The organism is Undibacterium sp. Tian12W (assembly GCF_049339405.1).
Classification (GTDB): domain Bacteria; phylum Pseudomonadota; class Gammaproteobacteria; order Burkholderiales; family Burkholderiaceae_D; genus Undibacterium.
The window spans coordinates 253947-274112 of sequence record NZ_JBMPPK010000004.1; the positions used below are offsets into that span (position 1 = coordinate 253947).

A 20166-nucleotide genomic window follows, 5' to 3' on the forward strand; every position below is an offset into this window, starting at 1 on the left:
GTGAGAATCAGTATGAAATCAGTGAATCGGGACGAATTAGCGCAATTCCTGGCAAAAGAATTGCAAGTAAATAATTTTCGTGATTATTGCCCAAACGGCGTACAGGTGGAAGGGCGCAACACCATTAAACATATAGTCAGCGGTGTGACTGCCAGTTTAGCATTATTGGAAAAAGCCGTGGAATTGCAGGCAGATGCCATCCTTGTACACCATGGTTATTTCTGGCGCGGCGAAGACATGCGCGTCATAGGGCAAAAGCAGCGCCGCCTGAAACTCTTGCTGGAAAATGATATTTCCCTGTTCGCCTACCATCTGCCGCTGGATAACCATGCAGAGCTGGGCAATAACATAGGCCTGGCCCGTCGCCTGGGTCTGAGTGCCGATGGGCGCTTTGGTGAAAATGATCTGGCCTGGCTGGGGACTCTGGAAGACAAAGCCATTGCTACCCTTGCTGACCTGGCCTTGCACATAGAGCTCAAGCTGGGCCGCAAACCCTTGCTGATCGGTGATCCGGCAGCACCTGTGGGCCGGGTGGCCTGGTGCACAGGAGCTGCGCAGAACATGCTGGATCAGGCGATTACGGCAGGTGCCTCGGTCTATTTAAGTGGTGAAATATCTGAACCGACAGTACACCTGGCACGCGAATCAGGTGTGGCTTACATCGCCTGCGGCCATCATGCGACCGAGCGTTTTGGCGTGCAGAGTCTGGGGGCATTCATTGCTGACACTTTCGGAGTGCAGCACAGCTTTGTGGATATCGATAATCCGGTGTGAGGTTAGGGATATGTAAGGGTAGGGATATATTTTGCGCGTAGCTTATGGCAATCCGGGAATCACCTGATTTCGTAGGAGCGGCTTTAGCCGCGATCAGTTGATTCCATCGGTCATGCAGTTTTGTCCGGCATTCGCGGCTGAAGCCGCTCCTACAGAGGAGCGGCCAATCATGTATAGCACCTCAGTCTGAGGTGATATGTTCAATAGCAACCTCAACAGCAATTACTTCCTTAAAGCATCCCTGATCTCACGCAACAACAACACATCTTCAGGCGTGACTTCTGGCGCAGGTTCCGGTGCAGGCTCTGCCTTTTTGAGCGCATTGACCAGTTTGACCATCTGGAAAATCACAAACGCCAGGATAACGAAACCTACGCTGACAGTCACAAAATTACCATAAGCGATAACGCCACCTGCTTTTTTGGCTTCTGCCAGCACCAGATGCGTGCCCTGGCCATTCAGCGGTATGTAGTAATTTGAAAAGTCCAGTCCACCAACGATACGGCCGATGACAGGCATGACAATATCGCCTACCAGGGAATCAACGATTTTGCCAAAGGCAGCACCAATGATGACGCCGACAGCCAGATCAACGACGTTGCCGCGGCTGATAAAGGTTTTAAATTCATGCAACATGGACATAGAAATTCTCCGGTGAGAAACTGGTAAATAAATCATAAACAGAGGACGAGGCGCAGATAAATACCTCATTGTGCTGCAGAATAAACGACAAAAATGCATGCACAAAATGTAATTATCCAGATTTTAATGCCCAAAGCAGGGGAAAAGCCTGCAGTTTTTTGTCAATTTTGTTTTCTCTCCAGCCTTAAATATTTATTATTACCTATGATTTTGTGCTCAAAGTGCAAATTCAGCCAGCCCGCACATGCCATTCGGGCTTGAATTGTTGAAAAAAGCCAGCAAGTTGGCGTTTCGGATATCTTTTTCTTTAAAACCATATCCGGGTCATTTATAATTTAAGGTTGCTAGAAGCTGGGTTTTGCTTCATCAGTTTTTGATTATTGACAGATTGGGGTTGGTATGAGTATCGAAAAGCAGGTCGATTCCGGCCGTCGCGGTTTGCTCGTCGCCACTTGCGCGGCGGGCGGTGTGGCAGGCTTGGCAACGGCAGGTGCGCTGGTAAGCACTTTCCAGCCATCCGAGCGTGCCAAGGCTGCAGGTGCACCGGTGGAAGTGGACATCTCGTCCTTGAAGCCAGGCGAAATGCAAACCACTGAATGGCGTGGTAAGCCAGTATGGATTTTGAAGCGCACACCAGAAATGATGGCGAGTCTGGCCAAGACTGAAGACAAGGTTGCCGATCCAAAATCGGAAAAGCCTTACACCATGGACATGCCAGAGTACTGCGACAAGCAAAGCCGCTCACGCAAAGAACATAGCGACATCCTGATTGCAGTAGGTATTTGCTCGCACCTGGGTTGCTCCCCAAGCTCCAAATTCCAGGAAGGTGCTCAGCCATCTCTTCCAGATGACTGGAAAGGCGGCTTTCTATGCCCATGCCACGGTTCGACCTTCGATCTGGCTGGACGTGTATATAAAAACAAGCCAGCTCCGCAAAACCTGGATGTGCCTCGTCACATGTTTTTGTCAGATACTAAAATCATCATCGGTAAAGATGAGAAAGGCGAGGCCTGATCATGGCATTTGTTGAGAAAAAACTTCCGGCAGATGCTCCTGTCGTGGACAAGGCCTTGAACTGGGTTGATTCCCGTTTTCCGCTGACCAAGCTGTGGAATGATCAATGGGGCAAGTATTACGCGCCAAAGAACTTCAACTTCTGGTACATCTTTGGTTCCCTGGCGATGCTGGTACTGGTTATCCAGATCGTTACCGGTATTTTCCTGGTCATGCATTACAAACCAGATGCGAACCTGGCGTTTGCTTCTGTTGAATACATCATGCGTGATGTGCCATGGGGCTGGCTGGTGCGTTACATGCACTCGACCGGCGCTTCGGCATTCTTCATCGTGGTCTATCTGCATATGACCCGTGCCTTTTTGTACGGTTCTTACCGCAAGCCACGTGAACTGATCTGGTTGTTCGGTTTCGCGATTTTCCTGTGCCTGATGGCCGAAGCTTTCTTCGGTTACCTGCTGCCATGGGGCCAGATGTCTTACTGGGGTGCTCAGGTTATTGTTAATCTGTTTGGTGCCATTCCTTTCATTGGTCCTGATCTGTCCTTGTGGATCCGTGGTGACTATGTGGTGTCTGATGCGACTTTGAACCGCTTCTTCTCCTTCCACGTCATCGCCATTCCTCTGGTCCTGCTGGGTCTGGTGGTTGCTCACTTGATCGCCTTGCATGAAGTGGGTTCGAATAACCCGGACGGTATCGAAATCAAAGAAAACCTGGGCCCTGATGGTCACCCTGTTGATGGCGTGCCTTCTCACCCTTACTACACTTTCCACGATATCTTTGGCGTGACTGTGTTCCTGACAATTTTCAGTGCAGTTGTGTTCTTTGCACCGGAAATGGGTGGTTACTTCCTTGAGTACAACAACTTTATCCCGGCTGATTCGCTGAAAACGCCTTCACATATTGCCCCGACCTGGTACTTCACGCCTTTCTACTCGATTCTGCGTGCAACTACTTCCGAGTTCCTGTTCGTGGTGCAGGCCGGTGCTGCTGCTTATGTGGCCCTGATCTGGCTGACTACCAAGCTGCCACAGTTGCTGAAGATCGCGATTGCCGCAATTGCTCTGATCGCTATCGCAGGCATGATGCCAGGCGCACTCGATGCTAAATTCTGGGGTGTGGTATTGTTCGGCGGCTCTGTCGTGATCCTGGCTTTCCTGCCTTGGCTCGATGTTTCTCCGGTTAAATCCATACGTTACCGTCCTGACTGGCACAAATATGTGTATATCGTGTTTGGTATCGCCTTTGTTGCCCTGGGTTACCTCGGTGTTGAGCCACCCTCACCAGTTCGTGAGCGTGTCTCCCAGGTTTGCGCGATTATTTACTACGGCTTCTTCCTGCTGATGCCATGGTGGAGTGCTATGGGTACATTCAAGCCTGTGCCCAAGCGCGTAACATTTGCAGCGCACTGAGAAAAAGCGAGGAAGAATAAGCATGAAATTACTTAAAAAACTGATCGCTGTGCTGGCATTTGCTCCTGCAATGGTATTGGCGAATAGCGGCACGTTCCCACTGGACCACGCACCTGATCGTTCTACTGACTTGTCAGCATTGCAAAACGGTGCCAAGCTGTTCGTCAACTATTGCCTGAACTGCCACTCTGCATCCGCCATGCGTTACAACCGCTTGAAAGATATCGGTTTGACAGATGAGCAGATCAAGCAAAACCTGTTGTTCACTGGCGAAAAAGTCGGCGACCTGATGAAAACCACCTTGTCCGCCAAGGATGCCAAGGACTGGTTTGGTGCAGTGCCTCCTGATTTGTCCGTGATTGCCCGTGCCAAGGCATCTGGCGACGGCACAGGTGCAGACTGGATTTACACTTACCTGCGTACTTACTACAAGGATGAATCCCGTCCTACCGGCTGGAACAATATGGTGTTCCCTAACGTAGGCATGCCACATGTACTGTGGGAACTGCAAGGTACACGTACCGTCAAGATGGTAGAAGAAAGCGACCCGCATGATGAATCCAAAAAGGTTCACAAGTTCGCTGGCTTTGAAACGGTAACGCCTGGCACCTTGAACAAGATAGAGTATGACAATGCGGTTGGCGACCTCGTCGCTTATCTGCAGTGGATGGGCGAACCGGCGCAAAGCACACGCAAGCGCCTGGGCGTCTGGGTCTTGTTGTTCCTCGCTACGCTGGCTACGCTGGCATGGCGTCTGAACGCATCGTACTGGAAAGAAGTAAAATAAATGTAAGGTTTCTGGCTTGTGCTGCTAGCGGCATGAGCCCGGAATTTTTTGAGATCGTCCGTTTTTCTCCGTCGTAAACGGACGTGTAATCCCTGGGGTGAGGTGCGCAAAACTGGCTCCTCGCCCTGATCGTTTCTAAGGAACTATAAAAATGATGGTTCTCTATTCGGGTACAACCTGCCCATTTTCTCAACGTTGCCGTCTGGTCCTGTTTGAAAAAGGCATGGATTTTGAAATCCGTGATGTTGATCTGTTTAACAAGCCTGAAGATATCTCGACCATGAATCCTTATGGTCAGGTACCTATCCTGGTTGAACGTGAATTGATATTGTATGAATCCAATATCATCAACGAATACATCGATGAGCGCTTCCCGCATCCACAACTGATGCCGGCAGACCCGCTGCAACGCGCCCGCGCCCGTCTGATGTTGTTCAATTTTGAAAAAGAATTGTTCATCCACGTCCACACTCTGGAAAACGACAAGAACACCGCGTCGGCCAAAGTGCAGGACAAGGCCCGCGCAGAAATTCGCGATCGCCTGACCCAGCTGGCACCTTTGTTCGTCAAGAACAAATACATGCTCGGTGATGAGTTCTCTATGCTCGACGTGGCCGTTGCCCCGTTGTTGTGGCGTCTTGATCACTACGGTATAGAATTGTCGAAGACAGCAGCACCTTTGATGAAATATGCAGAACGTATATTCTCCCGTCCTGCCTATATCGAAGCACTGACACCATCTGAAAAAGTCATGCGCAGATAAGCAAGGCAATTTCAGGATAAGATAACAAGGCTGATGCATATCAGCCTTGTTGTTTTTGGGCACTACGCCTATGCTTGAGTAAGTTTTACAGTATTCGCAAGTACCGCCTAAAGTACATTTTCATCTATCGCAGCTATCGCATTTATCGTATACACATGCAAGAAATATCCACCAAACCTTATTTTATGCGTGCCATCTATGAATGGTGCACCGACAATGGCTTTACCCCCTACATGGCGGTCAAGGTCAACCATGCTGCGCGCGTGCCTATGGAATTCGTCAGGAATGGTGAGATTGTACTCAACATCAGTTTTGGCGCGACCAGTGGCCTGAAGATGGATAATGATGCAGTTGCCTTCAAAGCCCGCTTTGGCGGTGTCTCACGCGAAATCTATGTGCCGGTAGAAAATGTGCTGGCCGTGTATGCCAGCGAAAACGGCCAGGGCATGGCATTTGAAGTTGATCTCAGCGAAACGCCTGAAGAAGGCGAAGCAGTTGTCGCAGAAGCTGAAGAAATCAGCAAGCCTGTGCTGGGCCTGGCATCGGTAAAAAGTGCGCCTGCACCAGTGGAAAAGCAGCTTTCTGAAGAAGAACCAAAAAAATCTGAAAAAAAATCAGAAAAGCCCTCGCTAAAAATAATAAAATAGCCTATAATCTTGGTCTTCGGGAATGCAACGGCAACGAAGCAAAAACGAAAAAAGTTTCGCCGACTTAGCTCATTTGGTAGAGCAGTTGACTTGTAATCATCAGGTGGCCAGTTCGATTCCGGCAGTCGGCACCAAATTAAAAACCCATCGTTAGCAATAACGGTGGGTTTTTTCTTTTTGTTTCCATTTTTACGTATTTCCATTTGTTCACTGACATTGGCTGTTGATCAGTTAGCTAGCCGCGCTGAAATACAGGGAAATGATGTCATATCAGACCAGCTCATTAGCGACTAAAAACCAGTCCCTGGGAAAGATGTAGGGATGAGTGCCGCGATCGTTGCATTAAAACAGGTCGCTGCGTATCAACAATCTTAATTAATACCAGCTTAAAGACACTGTACATCGATAGCTTGAGTGTAAGTGTGCTTGCCGCCTGGTATCGAAAGTAAGTGCTTGCGGAATTGAGCAAAATTCCCGTGAATATTCATTAATTTTCTGATATGCTAAATTTATAAATTATTGAAATGCTATTGATTTTTGCCTATACAAACCAGCTTGAATAGGAAACCCCATCTTCTCTGGTTTGCTTGCCGTCATTGATTATGGATTGCAAGCATAGTTAGATTTACCGCAGTGAAACTTGCTGATGAATTTGTATTCATCCACACAGGCAACTGATGGGAGTCGGAAAATGATGCGTCTCAAATCGGTAGGTTTAATTGGTCTGTGCTTATTGCTGACAGGCGCGATGACTATGGTAGCCTGGCTTAGCCAGAACACTTATCTGGTCAAGGTGTTTTACAGCAGCACGGTCATGGTGTTCTATACGGCTTTTTGTTTTTTTCTGGCCGGGCTGGCATTCTTGTTGCCGGTTTATTTCCCCAGGCAGGCACCCCTGGCACGTAATGCTATCGGTGCCGTGATTGTTGTCATTGCCATCCTGATGTTGATAGAAAATCTCTTCAATGTCAGCCTGGGCATAGACCTCGATGGTATTCATCAATGGTATGGCGATGCCAATCCTCATCCCGGCCGCATGGCACCCAACACCGCAGTGGCTTTTCTGTTTGGTGGAGCGGGTCTGCTGCGCGGCAAAAATAATTTTTTTATCAAACCGCGTACCGCCGCAGGCGTGATGCTGACCATCAGTGTGCTGGGCATGGTCGGTTACATGCTGTTGCTGGATCTTGCCTATAGCTGGTATGGATTTCCCCGCATGGCTTTCATGACAGGGTTTTCCATGAGCATGTTTGCCGCTGCGCTGATGCTGGAGCGTACTGAGCAAGACGTGCTGGCCAAAGGTGAATCCAATCTCTATGTTTTCCTGGGCGTGGCTGTGACGGTGCTGGCTACCACCATGATCGTTTCTTATGGCAGCCTGCGTGCTCTGGATGCGCGCAATACCTGGGTCGAACACACTTATGAAGTCAAGATTCTGTCGGACGAGGTGGCTACTTACCTGACGCTTGCAGCGACCGCAAATGAGCGGCAAGAATTAAATAATCTAGTCAGCAATATACAATTCAGGCTCAATGAGCTGAAGAAACTGACCAAGGATAACCGGGCGCAGTATGCCAGATTGCAGGAGCTGGAAGCCAGGCTGGCACCAACCATAGACGCTGCCAGCAAGATATTGGCAACAGGCGCCAATGCCGCCCTGGCAAAAGGCCGCACGCCTTTGGAATTCCAGTCCCTGATACAGTTGATGCAGCAATTCAGGAGTGCTGAAAATCAATTGCTGCTACAAAGAAAACAGGAATCAGAGCAAAGTACCGCCAGTACTATCGTCATCATCATTCTCGGGAATATGACAGGCTTTGCGATGCTGCTGTATGCATTCTGGCTGTTGAAAAAACTCAATGTGCACAGGTCTGAGCTGGAGCTGGCTTTGCATCAGTCAAACCTGGATCTGGAATTGAAGGTGGAAGAAAGAACGCATGAGCTGGCCAGGCTTAATCAGGATTTGAGTGGGTTCAATGCCACCCTGGAGCAACGTGTCGCTGAGCGCACTGCCGATCTCGAAAGCTTCAGCTATTCGGTTTCTCACGATTTGCGCGCCCCCTTGCGGGCGATAGATGGCTTTGGCCGCATGCTGGAAGAAGATTACGCCGCTCAACTCGATAGCAGTGCACTGCGCTACCTGTCTGTCATACGCAAGAACAGCCAGCGCATGGGTATGCTGATTGATGATCTGCTGGCATTTTCACGTCTCGGACGACAAGACGTGCATAAGTTTGACCTGGACATGACGGCGCTGGTCAGGGAAGCCATTCATGAGTCTTTGCAACAGACAGAAAATGCGCCGGAAATAATACTCGACAAATTGCCTGCTGCCCTGGCTGACCGCGCCTTGTTGAAGCAAGCCTGGCTCAATCTGTTATCTAACGCCATCAAATACAGCAGCAAGGCTGAGAAGCCGGCAGTGCAAATCAGCGGTGTGATTGAAGGTGACGAGATAGTGTATGCCGTCAAAGACAATGGTGTGGGCTTTAACATGGAATACTACGACAAACTGTTTGGCGTGTTCCAGCGCCTGCATCACAGTAGCGAATTCAGTGGTACGGGTGTCGGTCTGGCGATAGTGCAAAGAGTCCTGAAGCGCCATGGTGGCCGTATCTGGGCCGAGTCGAGCTTGAACCAGGGGGCCACTTTCTTTTTTTCATTACCAATAGGAGCACAGAATGGATGATATCGATGCTGCAGAAATTTTATTGGTAGAAGACAGTGAAGACGACGCAGAAATGACCATGCGTGCTCTCAAAAAGCATAATTTTGGCAATAAGCTGACCTGGGTCAAAGATGGTGCCGAGGCATTGGAATTCCTTTTCTGTACTGGCGCTTATACCAGACGCAGGACTGGCAATCCCAAGCTGGTTTTGCTGGATGTCAAAATGCCCAAGATGGATGGGATAGAGGTATTGAAATACCTGAAGGCAGACAACAAGACCAAGTCTATCCCGGTGGTGATACTGACCTCGTCAGCAGAATGCAGTGATGTGACCGAGAGTTATAAACTCGGCGTCAATAGTTACCTCGTCAAGCCTGTTGATTTCGATGCCTTCATGAATGTTGTGGCCCAGGTCGGCCTGTACTGGACTGTCACCAACAAGGCACCATCCTGAGTGAAGGATGGTGCTGGGGCCCGGGGCTATTGAATGCTGGCTGAAGGCTGTGATGGCTGGCAGATGTGATGCGTGCCTTATCTGCTCGTCCGCGCTAAGCTCGCAGGCCTTATTTTTCTGCCGTCGTCAGCCCTATGCGTATCGCATAACGCACCAAACCGGGTACGTCATGGATGTCCAGGCGGTCCATCAACTGGGCCCTGTGGGTTTCCACCGTTTTACCGCTGAGATTGAGGCGGTAGGCAATTTCCTTGGTGTTGTCGCCCTCAGCAATGAGTTGCAGTATCTGCCTTTGCCTTGGTGTCAGGATTTCTATGTTGCTTCCTTTTTCAGCGACACGACGCATGTATTGCTCCAGTGCCTGTGGCGACAGGAATGAATCAATATAGCGTTGTCCCTGCATGACCTGGCGTATGGCTTTTTCCAGCTCATAGCTTGCCGAGTCTTTCAGCAAATAACCACTGGCACCAGCGTTCAAGGCCTGCATCACATATTCTTCGCTGCTGTACATCGACAGCATAAGCAGTTTGACATCCGGGCAACGGGCGCGGAAATGGCGTACTGCTTCTATGCCATTCATGCCTTTCATGGCGATGTCGAGGATGGCCAGATCAGGTTTGTGGATTTCTGCCTCCATCAGGGCCGCGGCGCCATCGGCAGCCTCGGCCACTACCTGTATACCTGGCATGGTCTTGAGCAGGGAATGTATGCCGCTGCGTACCAGTGCATGATCATCTGCCAGCAAAATGCGTATGTTCATCATGTGAACCCCCTGATATGAGGTGTGAAGGGCAGCAGCACATCGATATTCACTCCCGCCCCGGGAGATGACGTGATGTCCATCGTGCCCCCTAACAGCAATGCGCGCTCTTCCATGTTCAACAGGCCAAAGCTATTGCCCAGCACGGCATTTTCGCGCGCCTGGTCTACATCAAAGCCCTTGCCATCATCACGTATGCGTAAAATCAGATTGCTTTCATTCTTATCCAGCCTGACCCAAATATTGCTGGCCTGCGCATGCCGCAGGATATTGGTGATGGCTTCCTGTACGATGCGAAAACAGGTGTTTTCAATATCCGGATGCAGCTTGCTGATCTGGCCTTCATATTCAAACCAGCCGCGCAAACCATCACTGGAAGACTTGCTTTCCACATACCAGCGCAACGCTGATACCAGGCCCAGGTTGTCCAGCTGGGGTGGGCGCAGCTCCAGCGACAGGGTGCGTACCTGCGATAAGATGCTGGCGACCAGTTCCACACCTTCCTGCAGCCTGGTGTGCCGGACTTCATCATCAGCTTTTTGCGCTGCCTGCAGCATGATCTTCAGGGCAGTCAGTGATTGCCCTACATCGTCATGCAGGCCGCGCGCCAGATGCTGGCGCTCCCTTTCCTGGACTTCGATGATGCTGCCGGATAATAGCTGCAAACGCTGGTTGGCAGCTTTCAGGTGTTCCTGGTTGTGTACCTCAGCGGTCACGTCCATCGCCAGCCCGGCTACCATGGGCTGTCCCTCATCCATGCCTAGCGGGAAGCGAGTGATGTTCAGTATGCGTGCAGTCAGGCCTTCGTCAGCGATGGTTTCCTGCGTGCTGACGCTGGCACTGCTGGCCAGTACCTGCTCATCATGATGACGTGAGGTTTGTGCCGCGCCTATCGACATCAGGTCAAAATCATCGCAACCTATCATCTCTGCGGGTGCCATGCCAAAAAAACTGGCCTGGGCTGTATTCACATACACATAGCGCAAGTCCTTGTCCTTGATCCAGGCGGGCATGGGGGCGTTATTCATGAAGGCATGAAAACGCACCTGCATTTCGCGCAAGGCAGTTTCACTGGCCATTTTCTTGCGCCTCAGTGCCGAGTCACGTAATTCCCTTTCTATGGCCAGAGGCAGGCGCGTGATATTTTGCTTGAGGAAAAAATCATCCGCACCAGCGCGCATGACTTCCAGAGCCGTGTTCTCGCCTATGGTGCCTGAAGTGATGAAGAAGGGAATATGTAGCTTCAGGCTCTTGAGCAGCTCCAATGCTTTCAGACCGCTGAAAGCAGGCATGGAATAGTCGCAGATAACGATGTCCCACTTGGCCTGCTTCAAGGCGTCTTGCATGGCCCTGGCGTTATCTACCCGCAGCCAGTCGGGTGCGAACCCGCCGCGTTTGAGTTCGCGAACGATCAGCTCGGCATCTTCGCTGACATCTTCTACCAGTAAAACACGTAGAGGTATGCTCATCAGGTGCTTGCCTTCCAGCATGATTTGAGAAGGAAAAATATTGTTTAATAGAGCGATTTTGCATGCAGATGACGGATAATGACGGTATCCGCGCATGTCTTGGAGAATTTGCTTTGTGTTAATTGCAAATAAGACAATTGCGATGCTTAAAAAGCTTTATTGCTAATTAGATATTAGCAATAATTATAGAATTATTTGTAATTTTTTGTCAAAATAGATCCTTATTTGACGGTGAATGCATAATTTGCCGGCAAGCGGTATGTTTTTACCTGCTGATTTCAAGGATCTGGCGTTTTCAACTTCATACCAGGATATGTGTATTTTTTTCAACAAATATAAGATATTGCTAAATTCGATAACTAAATTGGCAATATTTGCCAGCTTGCTTGCTATACTGGAACCAGCGTTGGCAGAAAATCGTACTGCCAGCCTGGCAGTATCTGCAGTGGTTGTGCCAACTTGCACTGTGAATGGTTCGGCAACTTCTTCCGCGAGACATGAAGTCGTGCCTGTAGAGCAGGCAGGTAATATCGGCGTCAATTGTTCGCAAGGCACAGCCTATGTGCTGAGTCTGGGAAATGGAGCCGATGCCACGCAAATGTCGGGCACCGTGAGTACGGCACTGGACTATGCTTTTTCCCAGAACCGTGCACGTGGAAAGCAGTCGCTACCCGCCGTTGACAACCATGCCATAAGCTCTACCGGTAATGGCAATCTGCAAAATCTGCCTGTATATGGTCGTATCCCGGCTGGTCAGGTAGCTGCACCTCTTCATCAAAATGAGGTAGTGAGCATTACCCTGACCTATTGATGTAAAACCTCGCTATGGAGGAGACGTCATGTTTCCTTATGCATGTGTTTTAATTTTAGGCCTAGGGTTTTTTGCAGGCAGCTTGCCTGCCCAGGCTTCCAACTTTGAGATAGCTCCCGTTGTGCTCGACCTGAGCATGAACCGCAGCGCCGGGGTGATACGCATCGTCAACAAGGACGATCATCCTGTCTCTCTCCAGGTGCGTGCTTATGAATGGACGCAACTGGACAATGATGACCAGCTCAACAGTAGCGAGGCCTTGCTCATCAGCCCCCCCATGTTTGTGATTGAGCCAGGCGCTGCGCAAGTCATACGTGTGATATCGCGCAAGCCTCTGACCAGCAATGTCGAACTCGCCTATCGCTTGCTGATAGATGAAATTCCTGACGCTGAACAGTCTGCAGTGAAATTCAAATTCCGCATCTCCATGCCGGTGTTCATACAGCCGGAAAAAATACAATCTCCCAAAATCAACTGGCGTGTCGAAGCTGGTGGCAAGCAAGCCATCGTAGTAGAAAATTTTGGCGGACAGCGTGCCAAGTTGCTCAACATCAGTCTGGGTTTGCCAGATGGAAAGCGGCTATCTCCCAAGGCTGCGGCGAATCCTTATGCATTGGCTGGTGCCAGGCGGCGCTACGAATTTGAACCCAGTGCCGAACTCAAGGCAGGGCTGCCCGTGAAAATTTATGCGACATCCGATACCGGACCTGTCGAAGTGGAAACTACTGTCTTGCCATGAGATTATTGGCCGGGAGTGCCATGCTGTTCTGTCTGACTGGTGCACTGCATGCGGCTCCGGCAGATGAGATATTGTTACTGGAGGTCAGCGTGAATGGGCGTCAAACGCAAAGTGTCATGCAATTTACCAGGCGCGCTGGCAAACTGTTTGCCAGCGTGGAGGAATTGCAGGCCGCTGGCATACGCTTGAACGCTGCGCCAAAACAACTGATAGACCTGGCCAGTTTTGCCGCAGATGTGCAACTGGACATGGGAGCGCAGACGATTAACATCAAGGTCCGGCCAGACCTGTTGAGCACCACGCAATTGCAGGCTGTTGTAGCAGAAGCGGATGCCCTGACACTGGCAGATAAACATCCTGGTGCCTTACTCAATTACGATGTGCTGGCAACCCAGACTGGCAGCAGCAGGGGTGTCAGTGCTCTCACTGAGGCACGCACTTTCTATGGTCCGCACGTATTTAGCAGCACTGGCCTGGCCTATGCACATGAGGGCAAGGCCAGTTCCCGGCGGCTTGATACTACCTATACTTATTCCAGCCCGGGCAGCTTGCATCGCTACCGGGCCGGTGACTTCATCAGCAATGGCCTGAACTGGTCCAGACCGGTACGGATAGGTGGTTTGCAACTTTCTACCGATTTCAGTTTGCGGCCTGATCTGGTGACGTTCCCTACACCGGACTTGCGGGGGGAAGCCGTGGTCGCGTCGAATGTGGACCTGTTCCTCAATGGCATACGGCAGTTATCCGAGACCGTACCACCAGGGCCGTTTGAAATACGGCGCCCTCCCATTGCCACTGGTGCCGGCACCATGTCACTGGCAGTGACAGATGCACTGGGACGCCAGACCTTCAGGAATATCTCTTTCTATGCCAGCGAAAAACTGTTGCGCGATGGTTTGCTATCGTATTCCGCTGAAGCGGGTTCCTTGCGCAAGAATTATGGTGTCCAGAGCAGTGATTATGGCAGCCTCGTGGCCTCAGGTTCAGTACGGTATGGCTGGTCACCGACGCTCACACTGGAAGGGCATGCAGAGGCGACGGCTGGCCTTCGGCAGGCAGGGTTGGGTCTGGCAACCACGGTGCGCGACTGGGGTGTACTCAGCGCCGCAGCCAGTCGCAGCAGCAATGCAGGCCAGCAGGGCATGCAATATCTGCTTGGTTTTGAAAGGCGTGCTGAGGCTGCCAGTTTTTCGGTATCGAAGATGCAGGCTGACCGCTTTTATCGCGACATTGGTGCCATCTACGGATCACCCGTACCACGCTCCTTGCTGACAGCCAGCTTGGGTTTGTATTCTCAGCAATATGGTTCGCTGAACCTGGCTTACACATCAGCGAAAACCACATTGCCCGGTACAGAAAGCATGCCCGAGATCAGGCAGCTTGATGCCGATATATTGTCCTTCTCGTATTTCAAATCCATCTTCAATCGTGCCAATTTTTTTCTGACCGGTTTCAAGAACCGCACTGACCAGAGTTATGGCCTGACTGTAGGTTTGCTGATGGCTCTGGGTACCAAAGACAGTATCAGCACCAGCTACACCACGGGCGGAGGTTTGCGTAATTTTTCTGTGCAGGCTTCCCGTCCGGCGATACAGGTGGGTGACATAGGCTGGCAGTTGCAAGACAATGAAGGTGACTATACCCAGCGACTGGCAGAGTTCAGTTACCGGGCAAATGCTGCCCGTGTCAGCCTTGCAGTTTCGCAATCTGGCAATCTGTCGAGCGAGCGCGCCAATCTGCGTGGTGCGCTGGTGTGGGCAGACAGTTCATTGTTTTTGTCCAACTGGATTGATGACAGCTTTGCCGTGGTGAATGCCAGCGGCATCAGCAATGTTGCCGTGTTTGCCGAAAACCGCATGGTAGGCCGCACAGATGCGCGCGGCAAGTTGCTGATACCTGATCTGCGTTCTTACGAAGCCAATAAAATTTCTCTTGATCTGCGCGATTTGCCTATGGATGTGCAAATCGGCGTCTCCGAATATACCGTCAAGCCACAAAACCGCAACGGTGTCATCGTCCATTTCAAGCTTGCCAGAGCGCTGGGTGTGCGCATCATTCTGCAAGACAGCGAAGGTAAATTTCTCCCTGTAGGCAGCTCTGTGCAAGTTAAAAAAGGGGGCAACAGGGCGATCGTCGGCTATGACGGCGAAACCTATTTCCCTGAATTGCAAGTCGAAGACACATTGGAAATCATCACCGCCAGCGGTGCAACATGCCGGCTTGGTGCGGACAGTGTCCCCAAAAAAGAAACCATACCTGTCGTGGGCCCACTTACCTGTAAATGATCATGCGCCATTTTTGCAAAATACTTTTTATTCTGCTGCTGAGCGTCAGTCTCCAGACGCAAGCGCAGACTTGTACGGTCTCCACGCTGCCAGTGACTTTCAGCACCTATGACCCATTGTCGAACACGCCTTCTGACATCACCGGGACGCTGACGGTGACCTGCAATGCCCTGGTGTCATTACTGGTCAGTTATAACGTCAAGCTCAATGGCGGCCTGACGGGCAGTGTCGCATCGCGGATCATGACCAGTGGCGTTTCACAGATGACGTATCAGCTTTACAGTGATTCCGGGCGCACCACTATCATGGGGGATGGTACTGCAGGTTCGACCATCATCAATGATGGTTACCTGCTCAGTGTAGTGGCGCCCGTGATACGTAATTATTCTATTTATGGGCGTATCGCTGCCAAACAGAATGTCAAGGCTGGAGCGTATCTGGATACGGTCACGATTTTGCTGACATATTGACTAAGGTAGGGAAAAATATGAGTGAAATATGAGTGAAATATGAGTGAAATATGAGTGAAATATGAGTGAAATATGAGTGAAATATGAGTGAAATATGAGTGAAATATGAGTGAAATATGAGTGAAATATGAGTGAAATATGAGTGAGGTGTGGGCTGGGCTGTGGACGAAAGTGGTGTTGAAAAGGACAATTAATTGTATTCCCTGCATCAGGAAAACCCTGAGCCACAATAGGCGAAACTCAGGCTTATCCTGATATCGCAAAGAGCTGGTTGGACATAAAGTTTCATCAAAGCACTGTTATTCAGAAATATGAAAACCGCGCTTTCAACAGTGTTCAATAATCCAGCCTGAGGAAATCATCATGTCCGCCGCAACCCGCAATCGCCTTATCCGTCCCATTCACCTGTTTTTGCCCGCAGTCTGCCTGTGCATTTCTGCCAGCAGCTTGGCAGCTACCTCGAATAGCAATCTGTCAGTGTCATCTACCGTTTTATCGGCTTGTTCTGTGACTGGATCATCCCTGGCTTTTGGCAGCTATACCAATACCCAGATTGATAATAGTGCTGCCGTCAGCATTACCTGCACCAATGGTACGGCGTATAACGTTGGACTTGATGCTGGCGGTGGCTCAGGTGCCAGCACCGCCGTCCGCAAGATGACTGGCTCGATCAGCGGCACCCTGAGCTATTCTCTTTATAAGGATTCTGGCCGGAGTACCGTATGGGGCAATACTGTAGGTTCCGATACGGCGATTGGTACAGGTACAGGCTCTGCTCAATCGATTTCCGTGTATGGCAGGGTGCCAGGCGGGCAGAATGCCGATGTTGGCATTTATAGCGATACCGTTACTGTCACCCTGACTTACTGATTTGACTTGTTTAATGATTAACTTCCGTTGCACTGGGGTGATTATCTTTTCAGGTGCGCACAGGCAATAAAGTCTGGCGATATGTTGATCTTGCCGATGTTCGGCGATGTTTGACCTTGCTTGTTTTTGTTTATTCTTGTTTGATTATTTTTTGATAATATGTCAATTTTCCGGGGCTGGCTGACCAGGGACATGGTCAGCCACATCCATGTCCGGTTAAATTTGTCGGCACTGCCTTGCGATTGATATGCAAGCAGGTATTACCCGATCTGCTATTGCCCAAGCTGCTATTGCCGCAGGGGGTCAGCATTTCTATTAATTTGTTTTGTTGTTTTATTTCCTGTCGATTTTTACCTGTATCAGGAAAACCCTGAGTTGCATAAGCCAAAACTCAGGTTTACCCCGATATCACAGAAGGCTGGCCTGGCATAAAGTTCTATCACAGCGCAGTTATTCAGAAACACGAAAAACCTGACCTCCAACAGAACTAGCAATACCTAAACCAGATCATTTAGCCCAAGGAAAATATCATGTCCAACGCAAACCGCAACCGTCTGATCACAACATTATTCTCTGCAGTCTGCCTGTGCGTTTCTGCCAGCAGTTTTGCTGCCACCTCCACTGGTAGCCTGACAGTGTCTGCTACCGTTCTGTCAGCTTGTTCCGTCACAGGTGCTTCCCTGGCGTTTGGTACCTATGCCAGCAGCCAGATCGACAACAGCGCTGCTGTTAGCGTCACTTGCACTAATGGCACATCTTATAATGTAGGCCTGGATGCTGGCGGTGGTTCAGGCGCAACGACCGCTGTCCGCAAGATGACAGGCTCGGTCAGCGGCACCTTGAATTACTCCCTCTACAAAGATTCTGGCCGTAGCACTGTCTGGGGTAACACTGTAGGTTCTGATACCTCCATAGGTACAGGTACAGGCTCCGCCCAATCGATCTCCGTCTATGGTCGCGTACCTGCCGGACAAAGTGTTACCGCTGGCGTGTATAGCGATACAGTGACTGTTACCCTGACTTATTGATCGCTGATTCTTCAGCCCTTTATTCAGATAGTGATGGGCTTAAATAATGATGGGCCTGACACCAGTTTTTCAGTTTGATGATGTTTTCCAAAGGCAGATTTTCCAGGACAGACTGACCCGGGGCGCCGGGTCAGTTACAAGCTTGCCGGGATACGCTGTTTTTGCATTAATTCTGTACTACTCCTGCTTTTCACCGTATTTCCGCCTTTCCCCGTGCTTTTCCCCCATTTTGTTCCCCAATACTTGAACTGCTGCCTTGCATCGCGGTCATAATCCCTTTACGTAAAAAACTGATCACGCATGCCTGCTCAAAAGCCTGGTCAGCATGAATCAAATGGAAAAAGTAGGAGTCTTATGAAACTTAGCAAGGCGTCGCAGCTGTTGTTCCTGTTCCCGCTACTGGTAGTCACTGCTGCCCAGGCACAAGAAGGCATATTGAGTCTGGAAATGCTGTATCACCCGACAAAAAAAGAAAAATTTGATACCACGTCACTGACGCGCCTGGCTTGGGATGCGCAAAACCGTTTGATAGAAACCGAAAGCAAGGATGGCATAGTCCAGCAATTTGTGGTGAACCCTGCGACCTGGGACAAACAGGTGTTAAGCCTGGATGGCAATATTCTGGCGATGATGACTGCTGCGGGCATACCAGAAAAAGAAGCCAAAGCGCAGATAGACAAACTGACACCGCAAATCAAGCCCGACCTGAAGTCTTACCTGTTCACGTATAAAAATGACTTATGGCTGCTGGATCTACAGAGGGGCAAGGTCAAAGAACTTACCCATACGCCAGACCAGGCAGAAGATGAAGCGATACTGTCACCTGACCTGGAATCGGTCGCCTATCTGAGGGGTAATGATATTTACCTGACCGATATTGCTACTGCCACAGAAAAACGCCTGACTACCGGTGGCAATGAAACCACTTTCAATGGCCGTCTGGACTGGGTCTATATGGAAGAAATTTATGGCCGTGGCCATTTACGGGCATTCTGGTGGGCACCTGATTCCAAAAAAATCGCTTACCTGAATTTTGACGAGAGCAAGGTGCCGGTATATACCTTGAGTGGTGATCATGTGCAACCGATCAAGAGCGAACGCACCCGTTATCCCAAGGCAGGCGACCCCAACCCTGAAGTCAAGCTCGGTGTTGTTGATATGACGGGCCAAACCAGCTGGACTGAAAACCCTTATGCGGGCAAGGAAACCCTGATCGTACAGGTAGGCTGGACACCAGACGGCAAATTGCTGGCATCCTGGCAAGACCGCGTGCAGACCTGGCTGGATTTGCGCCTGTATGATGCCCAATACCGCAGCAGGCAATTGCTGCGCGAGAGCAGCCCGGCCTGGGTAGAGCGTTTGCCTTTGCCACAATTTTTGAAAGATGGCAGTTTTGTCTGGGAATCTGACCGCACAGGTCACCATCACCTGTATCGCTATGACCAGCAATATCAGTTCAAAGGTGCAATCACCAAAGGTGACTGGGATATACGCAGCGTTTATGGTGTCGATGAAGCAAAAGGCAAAGTTTTTTTTGCGGCCAATGAACGCAACCCCATAGGCAATGATGTGTATGCCGTCAATCTCGATGGCAGCAAGCTGCAAAGACTGACGACAGAATCAGGCACTCATAATGCACGCTGGAATAGCGCATATACCCATTTCATCGATAGTTGGAGTAGTCTTAAACAGCCACCAAGGCAGGCAGTATTCAATGCAGAAGGTGTATCGCAAAAGCTGGTTGATGATATCGGCGTGCCTGAGAAAATGCAAAGCCTGAAACTGGCCAAAGTCACGCAACAACAAATCAAGTCGCGTGATGGCTTCCTCATGGAAAGTCTGCTGTTCCTGCCACCAGACTTTGATCCTAAAAAGAAATATCCGGTTTATCAGCATCTGTATTCCGGCCCCATGGCATCACAAGTGGTGGATCGCTGGAGTAATAATCTTTTGTACCATTTCCTGGCGCAACAAGGTTATATCGTCTGGGTACTGGATAACCGCAGCGCCAGCAACAAGGGCCTGGCCAGCGCCTGGCCCATACACAAAAAACTGGGCCAGCTTGAATTGCAGGATCAGCTTGATGGCCTGGAATGGTTGCGCAAACAGGGCTGGGCAGATATGGACAGGATAGCCCTGAATGGTTGGAGTTATGGTGGCTATATGACTTCGTATGCGATGACGCACAGCAAGGCCTGGAAGATAGGTTTCGTCGGTGCGCCAGTCACAGACTACCGTCTGTATGACAGCGTGTATACAGAGCGCTACATGGGCCTGCCGCAAGACAATGCAGAAGGCTATGACAAGGGTAGCGTGCTGAAAGCAGCCAAGGACCTGAGCGGCAAGATCATGATCATGCATGGCACCATGGATGACAATGTCCATCCGCAAAATACCATCATGTTCATTGATGAACTGATCAAGAATGGCAAGGACTATAGCCTGCAATTGTATCCGGGGGCAGGCCATGGCCCGCGCGGTGACTGGGTGGTTTGGTCGCAGCAAAAGGCCAAGTGGGAATTCTTGAAGAACAATCTCTGATTCTTTTTTGATCTTTGAGATGCAAAAGAGAC

18 protein-coding genes and 1 tRNA gene are annotated in these 20166 nt (G+C 50.2%); 16 read left to right on the forward strand and 3 right to left on the reverse strand.

The genetic code is table 11. From position 1 onward, the window contains the following. Nucleotides 1-12: 12 nt before the first annotated feature. Nucleotides 13-774, forward strand: coding sequence for a Nif3-like dinuclear metal center hexameric protein (locus ACO0LI_RS06975; RefSeq protein WP_423031870.1), 762 nt, complete (start codon nucleotides 13-15; stop codon nucleotides 772-774). A gap of 222 nt (nucleotides 775-996) precedes the next feature. Here ACO0LI_RS06975 and mscL read toward each other — a convergent pair whose 3' ends face one another. Continuing rightward, entirely contained in the window at nucleotides 997-1416 is a 420-nt protein-coding gene (gene mscL, locus ACO0LI_RS06980; protein WP_162043482.1) for a large conductance mechanosensitive channel protein MscL, read from the reverse strand. A gap of 399 nt (nucleotides 1417-1815) precedes the next feature. On the opposite strand from mscL, the gene petA reads away from it, so the two are divergent. The 8 genes from petA to ACO0LI_RS07020 all read left to right on the forward strand — a co-directional run bounded on the left by petA (nucleotide 1816) and on the right by ACO0LI_RS07020 (nucleotide 9161). Continuing rightward, complete coding sequence (gene petA, locus ACO0LI_RS06985; RefSeq protein WP_422950328.1) at nucleotides 1816-2430, forward strand: ubiquinol-cytochrome c reductase iron-sulfur subunit; 615 nt, start codon at nucleotides 1816-1818, stop codon at nucleotides 2428-2430. Further along, the gene (locus ACO0LI_RS06990) at nucleotides 2430-3842 is read left to right on the forward strand and encodes a cytochrome b (protein WP_423031951.1); all 1413 of its coding nucleotides are present in this window, start codon (nucleotides 2430-2432) and stop codon (nucleotides 3840-3842) included. Before petA ends, ACO0LI_RS06990 begins: the two co-directional genes overlap by 1 nt. Nucleotides 3843-3864: 22 nt before the next feature. Beyond that, complete coding sequence (locus ACO0LI_RS06995; RefSeq protein ID WP_422950329.1) at nucleotides 3865-4629, forward strand: cytochrome c1; 765 nt, start codon at nucleotides 3865-3867, stop codon at nucleotides 4627-4629. A gap of 151 nt (nucleotides 4630-4780) precedes the next feature. After that, a complete protein-coding gene (locus ACO0LI_RS07000) occupies nucleotides 4781-5392 on the forward strand; it encodes a glutathione S-transferase N-terminal domain-containing protein (RefSeq protein ID WP_110256517.1) in 612 nt (203 codons plus the stop codon). 155 nt (nucleotides 5393-5547) lie between these two features. After that, on the forward strand, nucleotides 5548-6039 hold the full coding sequence (locus ACO0LI_RS07005; RefSeq protein WP_423031872.1) for a ClpXP protease specificity-enhancing factor: 492 nt from the start codon (nucleotides 5548-5550) through the stop codon (nucleotides 6037-6039). Between the two features lie 58 nt (nucleotides 6040-6097). Then, a tRNA-Thr gene (locus ACO0LI_RS07010) sits at nucleotides 6098-6173 on the forward strand. 557 nt (nucleotides 6174-6730) lie between these two features. Further along, nucleotides 6731-8728, forward strand: a complete 1998-nt coding sequence (locus ACO0LI_RS07015; RefSeq protein WP_423031874.1) for a sensor histidine kinase — start codon at nucleotides 6731-6733, stop codon at nucleotides 8726-8728. Continuing rightward, nucleotides 8721-9161, forward strand: coding sequence for a response regulator (locus tag ACO0LI_RS07020; RefSeq protein WP_422950333.1), 441 nt, complete (start codon nucleotides 8721-8723; stop codon nucleotides 9159-9161). Before ACO0LI_RS07015 ends, ACO0LI_RS07020 begins: the two co-directional genes overlap by 8 nt. 109 nt (nucleotides 9162-9270) lie before the next feature. Here the strand turns inward: ACO0LI_RS07020 and ACO0LI_RS07025 are convergent, their stop codons facing one another. Continuing rightward, nucleotides 9271-9921 carry a response regulator gene (locus ACO0LI_RS07025; protein WP_423031953.1) on the reverse strand — a complete coding sequence of 217 codons (651 nt, stop codon included), beginning with the start codon at nucleotides 9919-9921 and terminating at the stop codon, nucleotides 9271-9273. Next, nucleotides 9921-11390 (reverse strand): histidine kinase, encoded by a 1470-nt coding sequence (locus ACO0LI_RS07030; protein ID WP_423031876.1) that lies wholly within the window; start codon nucleotides 11388-11390, stop codon nucleotides 9921-9923. Before ACO0LI_RS07030 ends, ACO0LI_RS07025 begins: the two co-directional genes overlap by 1 nt. Before the next feature lie 406 nt (nucleotides 11391-11796). On the opposite strand from ACO0LI_RS07030, the gene ACO0LI_RS07035 reads away from it, so the two are divergent. The 7 genes from ACO0LI_RS07035 (at nucleotide 11797) to ACO0LI_RS07065 (ending at nucleotide 20134) form a co-directional block, all read left to right on the forward strand. Next, entirely contained in the window at nucleotides 11797-12201 is a 405-nt protein-coding gene (locus ACO0LI_RS07035; RefSeq protein ID WP_423031877.1) for a Csu type fimbrial protein, read from the forward strand. A gap of 28 nt (nucleotides 12202-12229) precedes the next feature. Then, a complete protein-coding gene (locus tag ACO0LI_RS07040) occupies nucleotides 12230-12940 on the forward strand; it encodes a fimbrial biogenesis chaperone (protein WP_423031879.1) in 711 nt (236 codons plus the stop codon). Beyond that, nucleotides 12937-15225 (forward strand): fimbria/pilus outer membrane usher protein, encoded by a 2289-nt coding sequence (locus tag ACO0LI_RS07045; protein ID WP_423031881.1) that lies wholly within the window; start codon nucleotides 12937-12939, stop codon nucleotides 15223-15225. Before ACO0LI_RS07040 ends, ACO0LI_RS07045 begins: the two co-directional genes overlap by 4 nt. A 2-nt stretch (nucleotides 15226-15227) precedes the next feature. Continuing rightward, complete coding sequence (locus ACO0LI_RS07050; RefSeq protein WP_423031882.1) at nucleotides 15228-15695, forward strand: Csu type fimbrial protein; 468 nt, start codon at nucleotides 15228-15230, stop codon at nucleotides 15693-15695. A 363-nt stretch (nucleotides 15696-16058) separates the two neighbouring features. After that, complete coding sequence (locus tag ACO0LI_RS07055) at nucleotides 16059-16565, forward strand: Csu type fimbrial protein (RefSeq protein WP_423031884.1); 507 nt, start codon at nucleotides 16059-16061, stop codon at nucleotides 16563-16565. 530 nt (nucleotides 16566-17095) lie between these two features. Then, on the forward strand, nucleotides 17096-17593 hold the full coding sequence (locus tag ACO0LI_RS07060) for a Csu type fimbrial protein (RefSeq protein WP_423031886.1): 498 nt from the start codon (nucleotides 17096-17098) through the stop codon (nucleotides 17591-17593). Nucleotides 17594-17947: 354 nt separating this feature from the next. Further along, nucleotides 17948-20134, forward strand: a complete 2187-nt coding sequence (locus ACO0LI_RS07065) for a S9 family peptidase (protein WP_423031888.1) — start codon at nucleotides 17948-17950, stop codon at nucleotides 20132-20134. Nucleotides 20135-20166 lie beyond the last annotated feature (32 nt).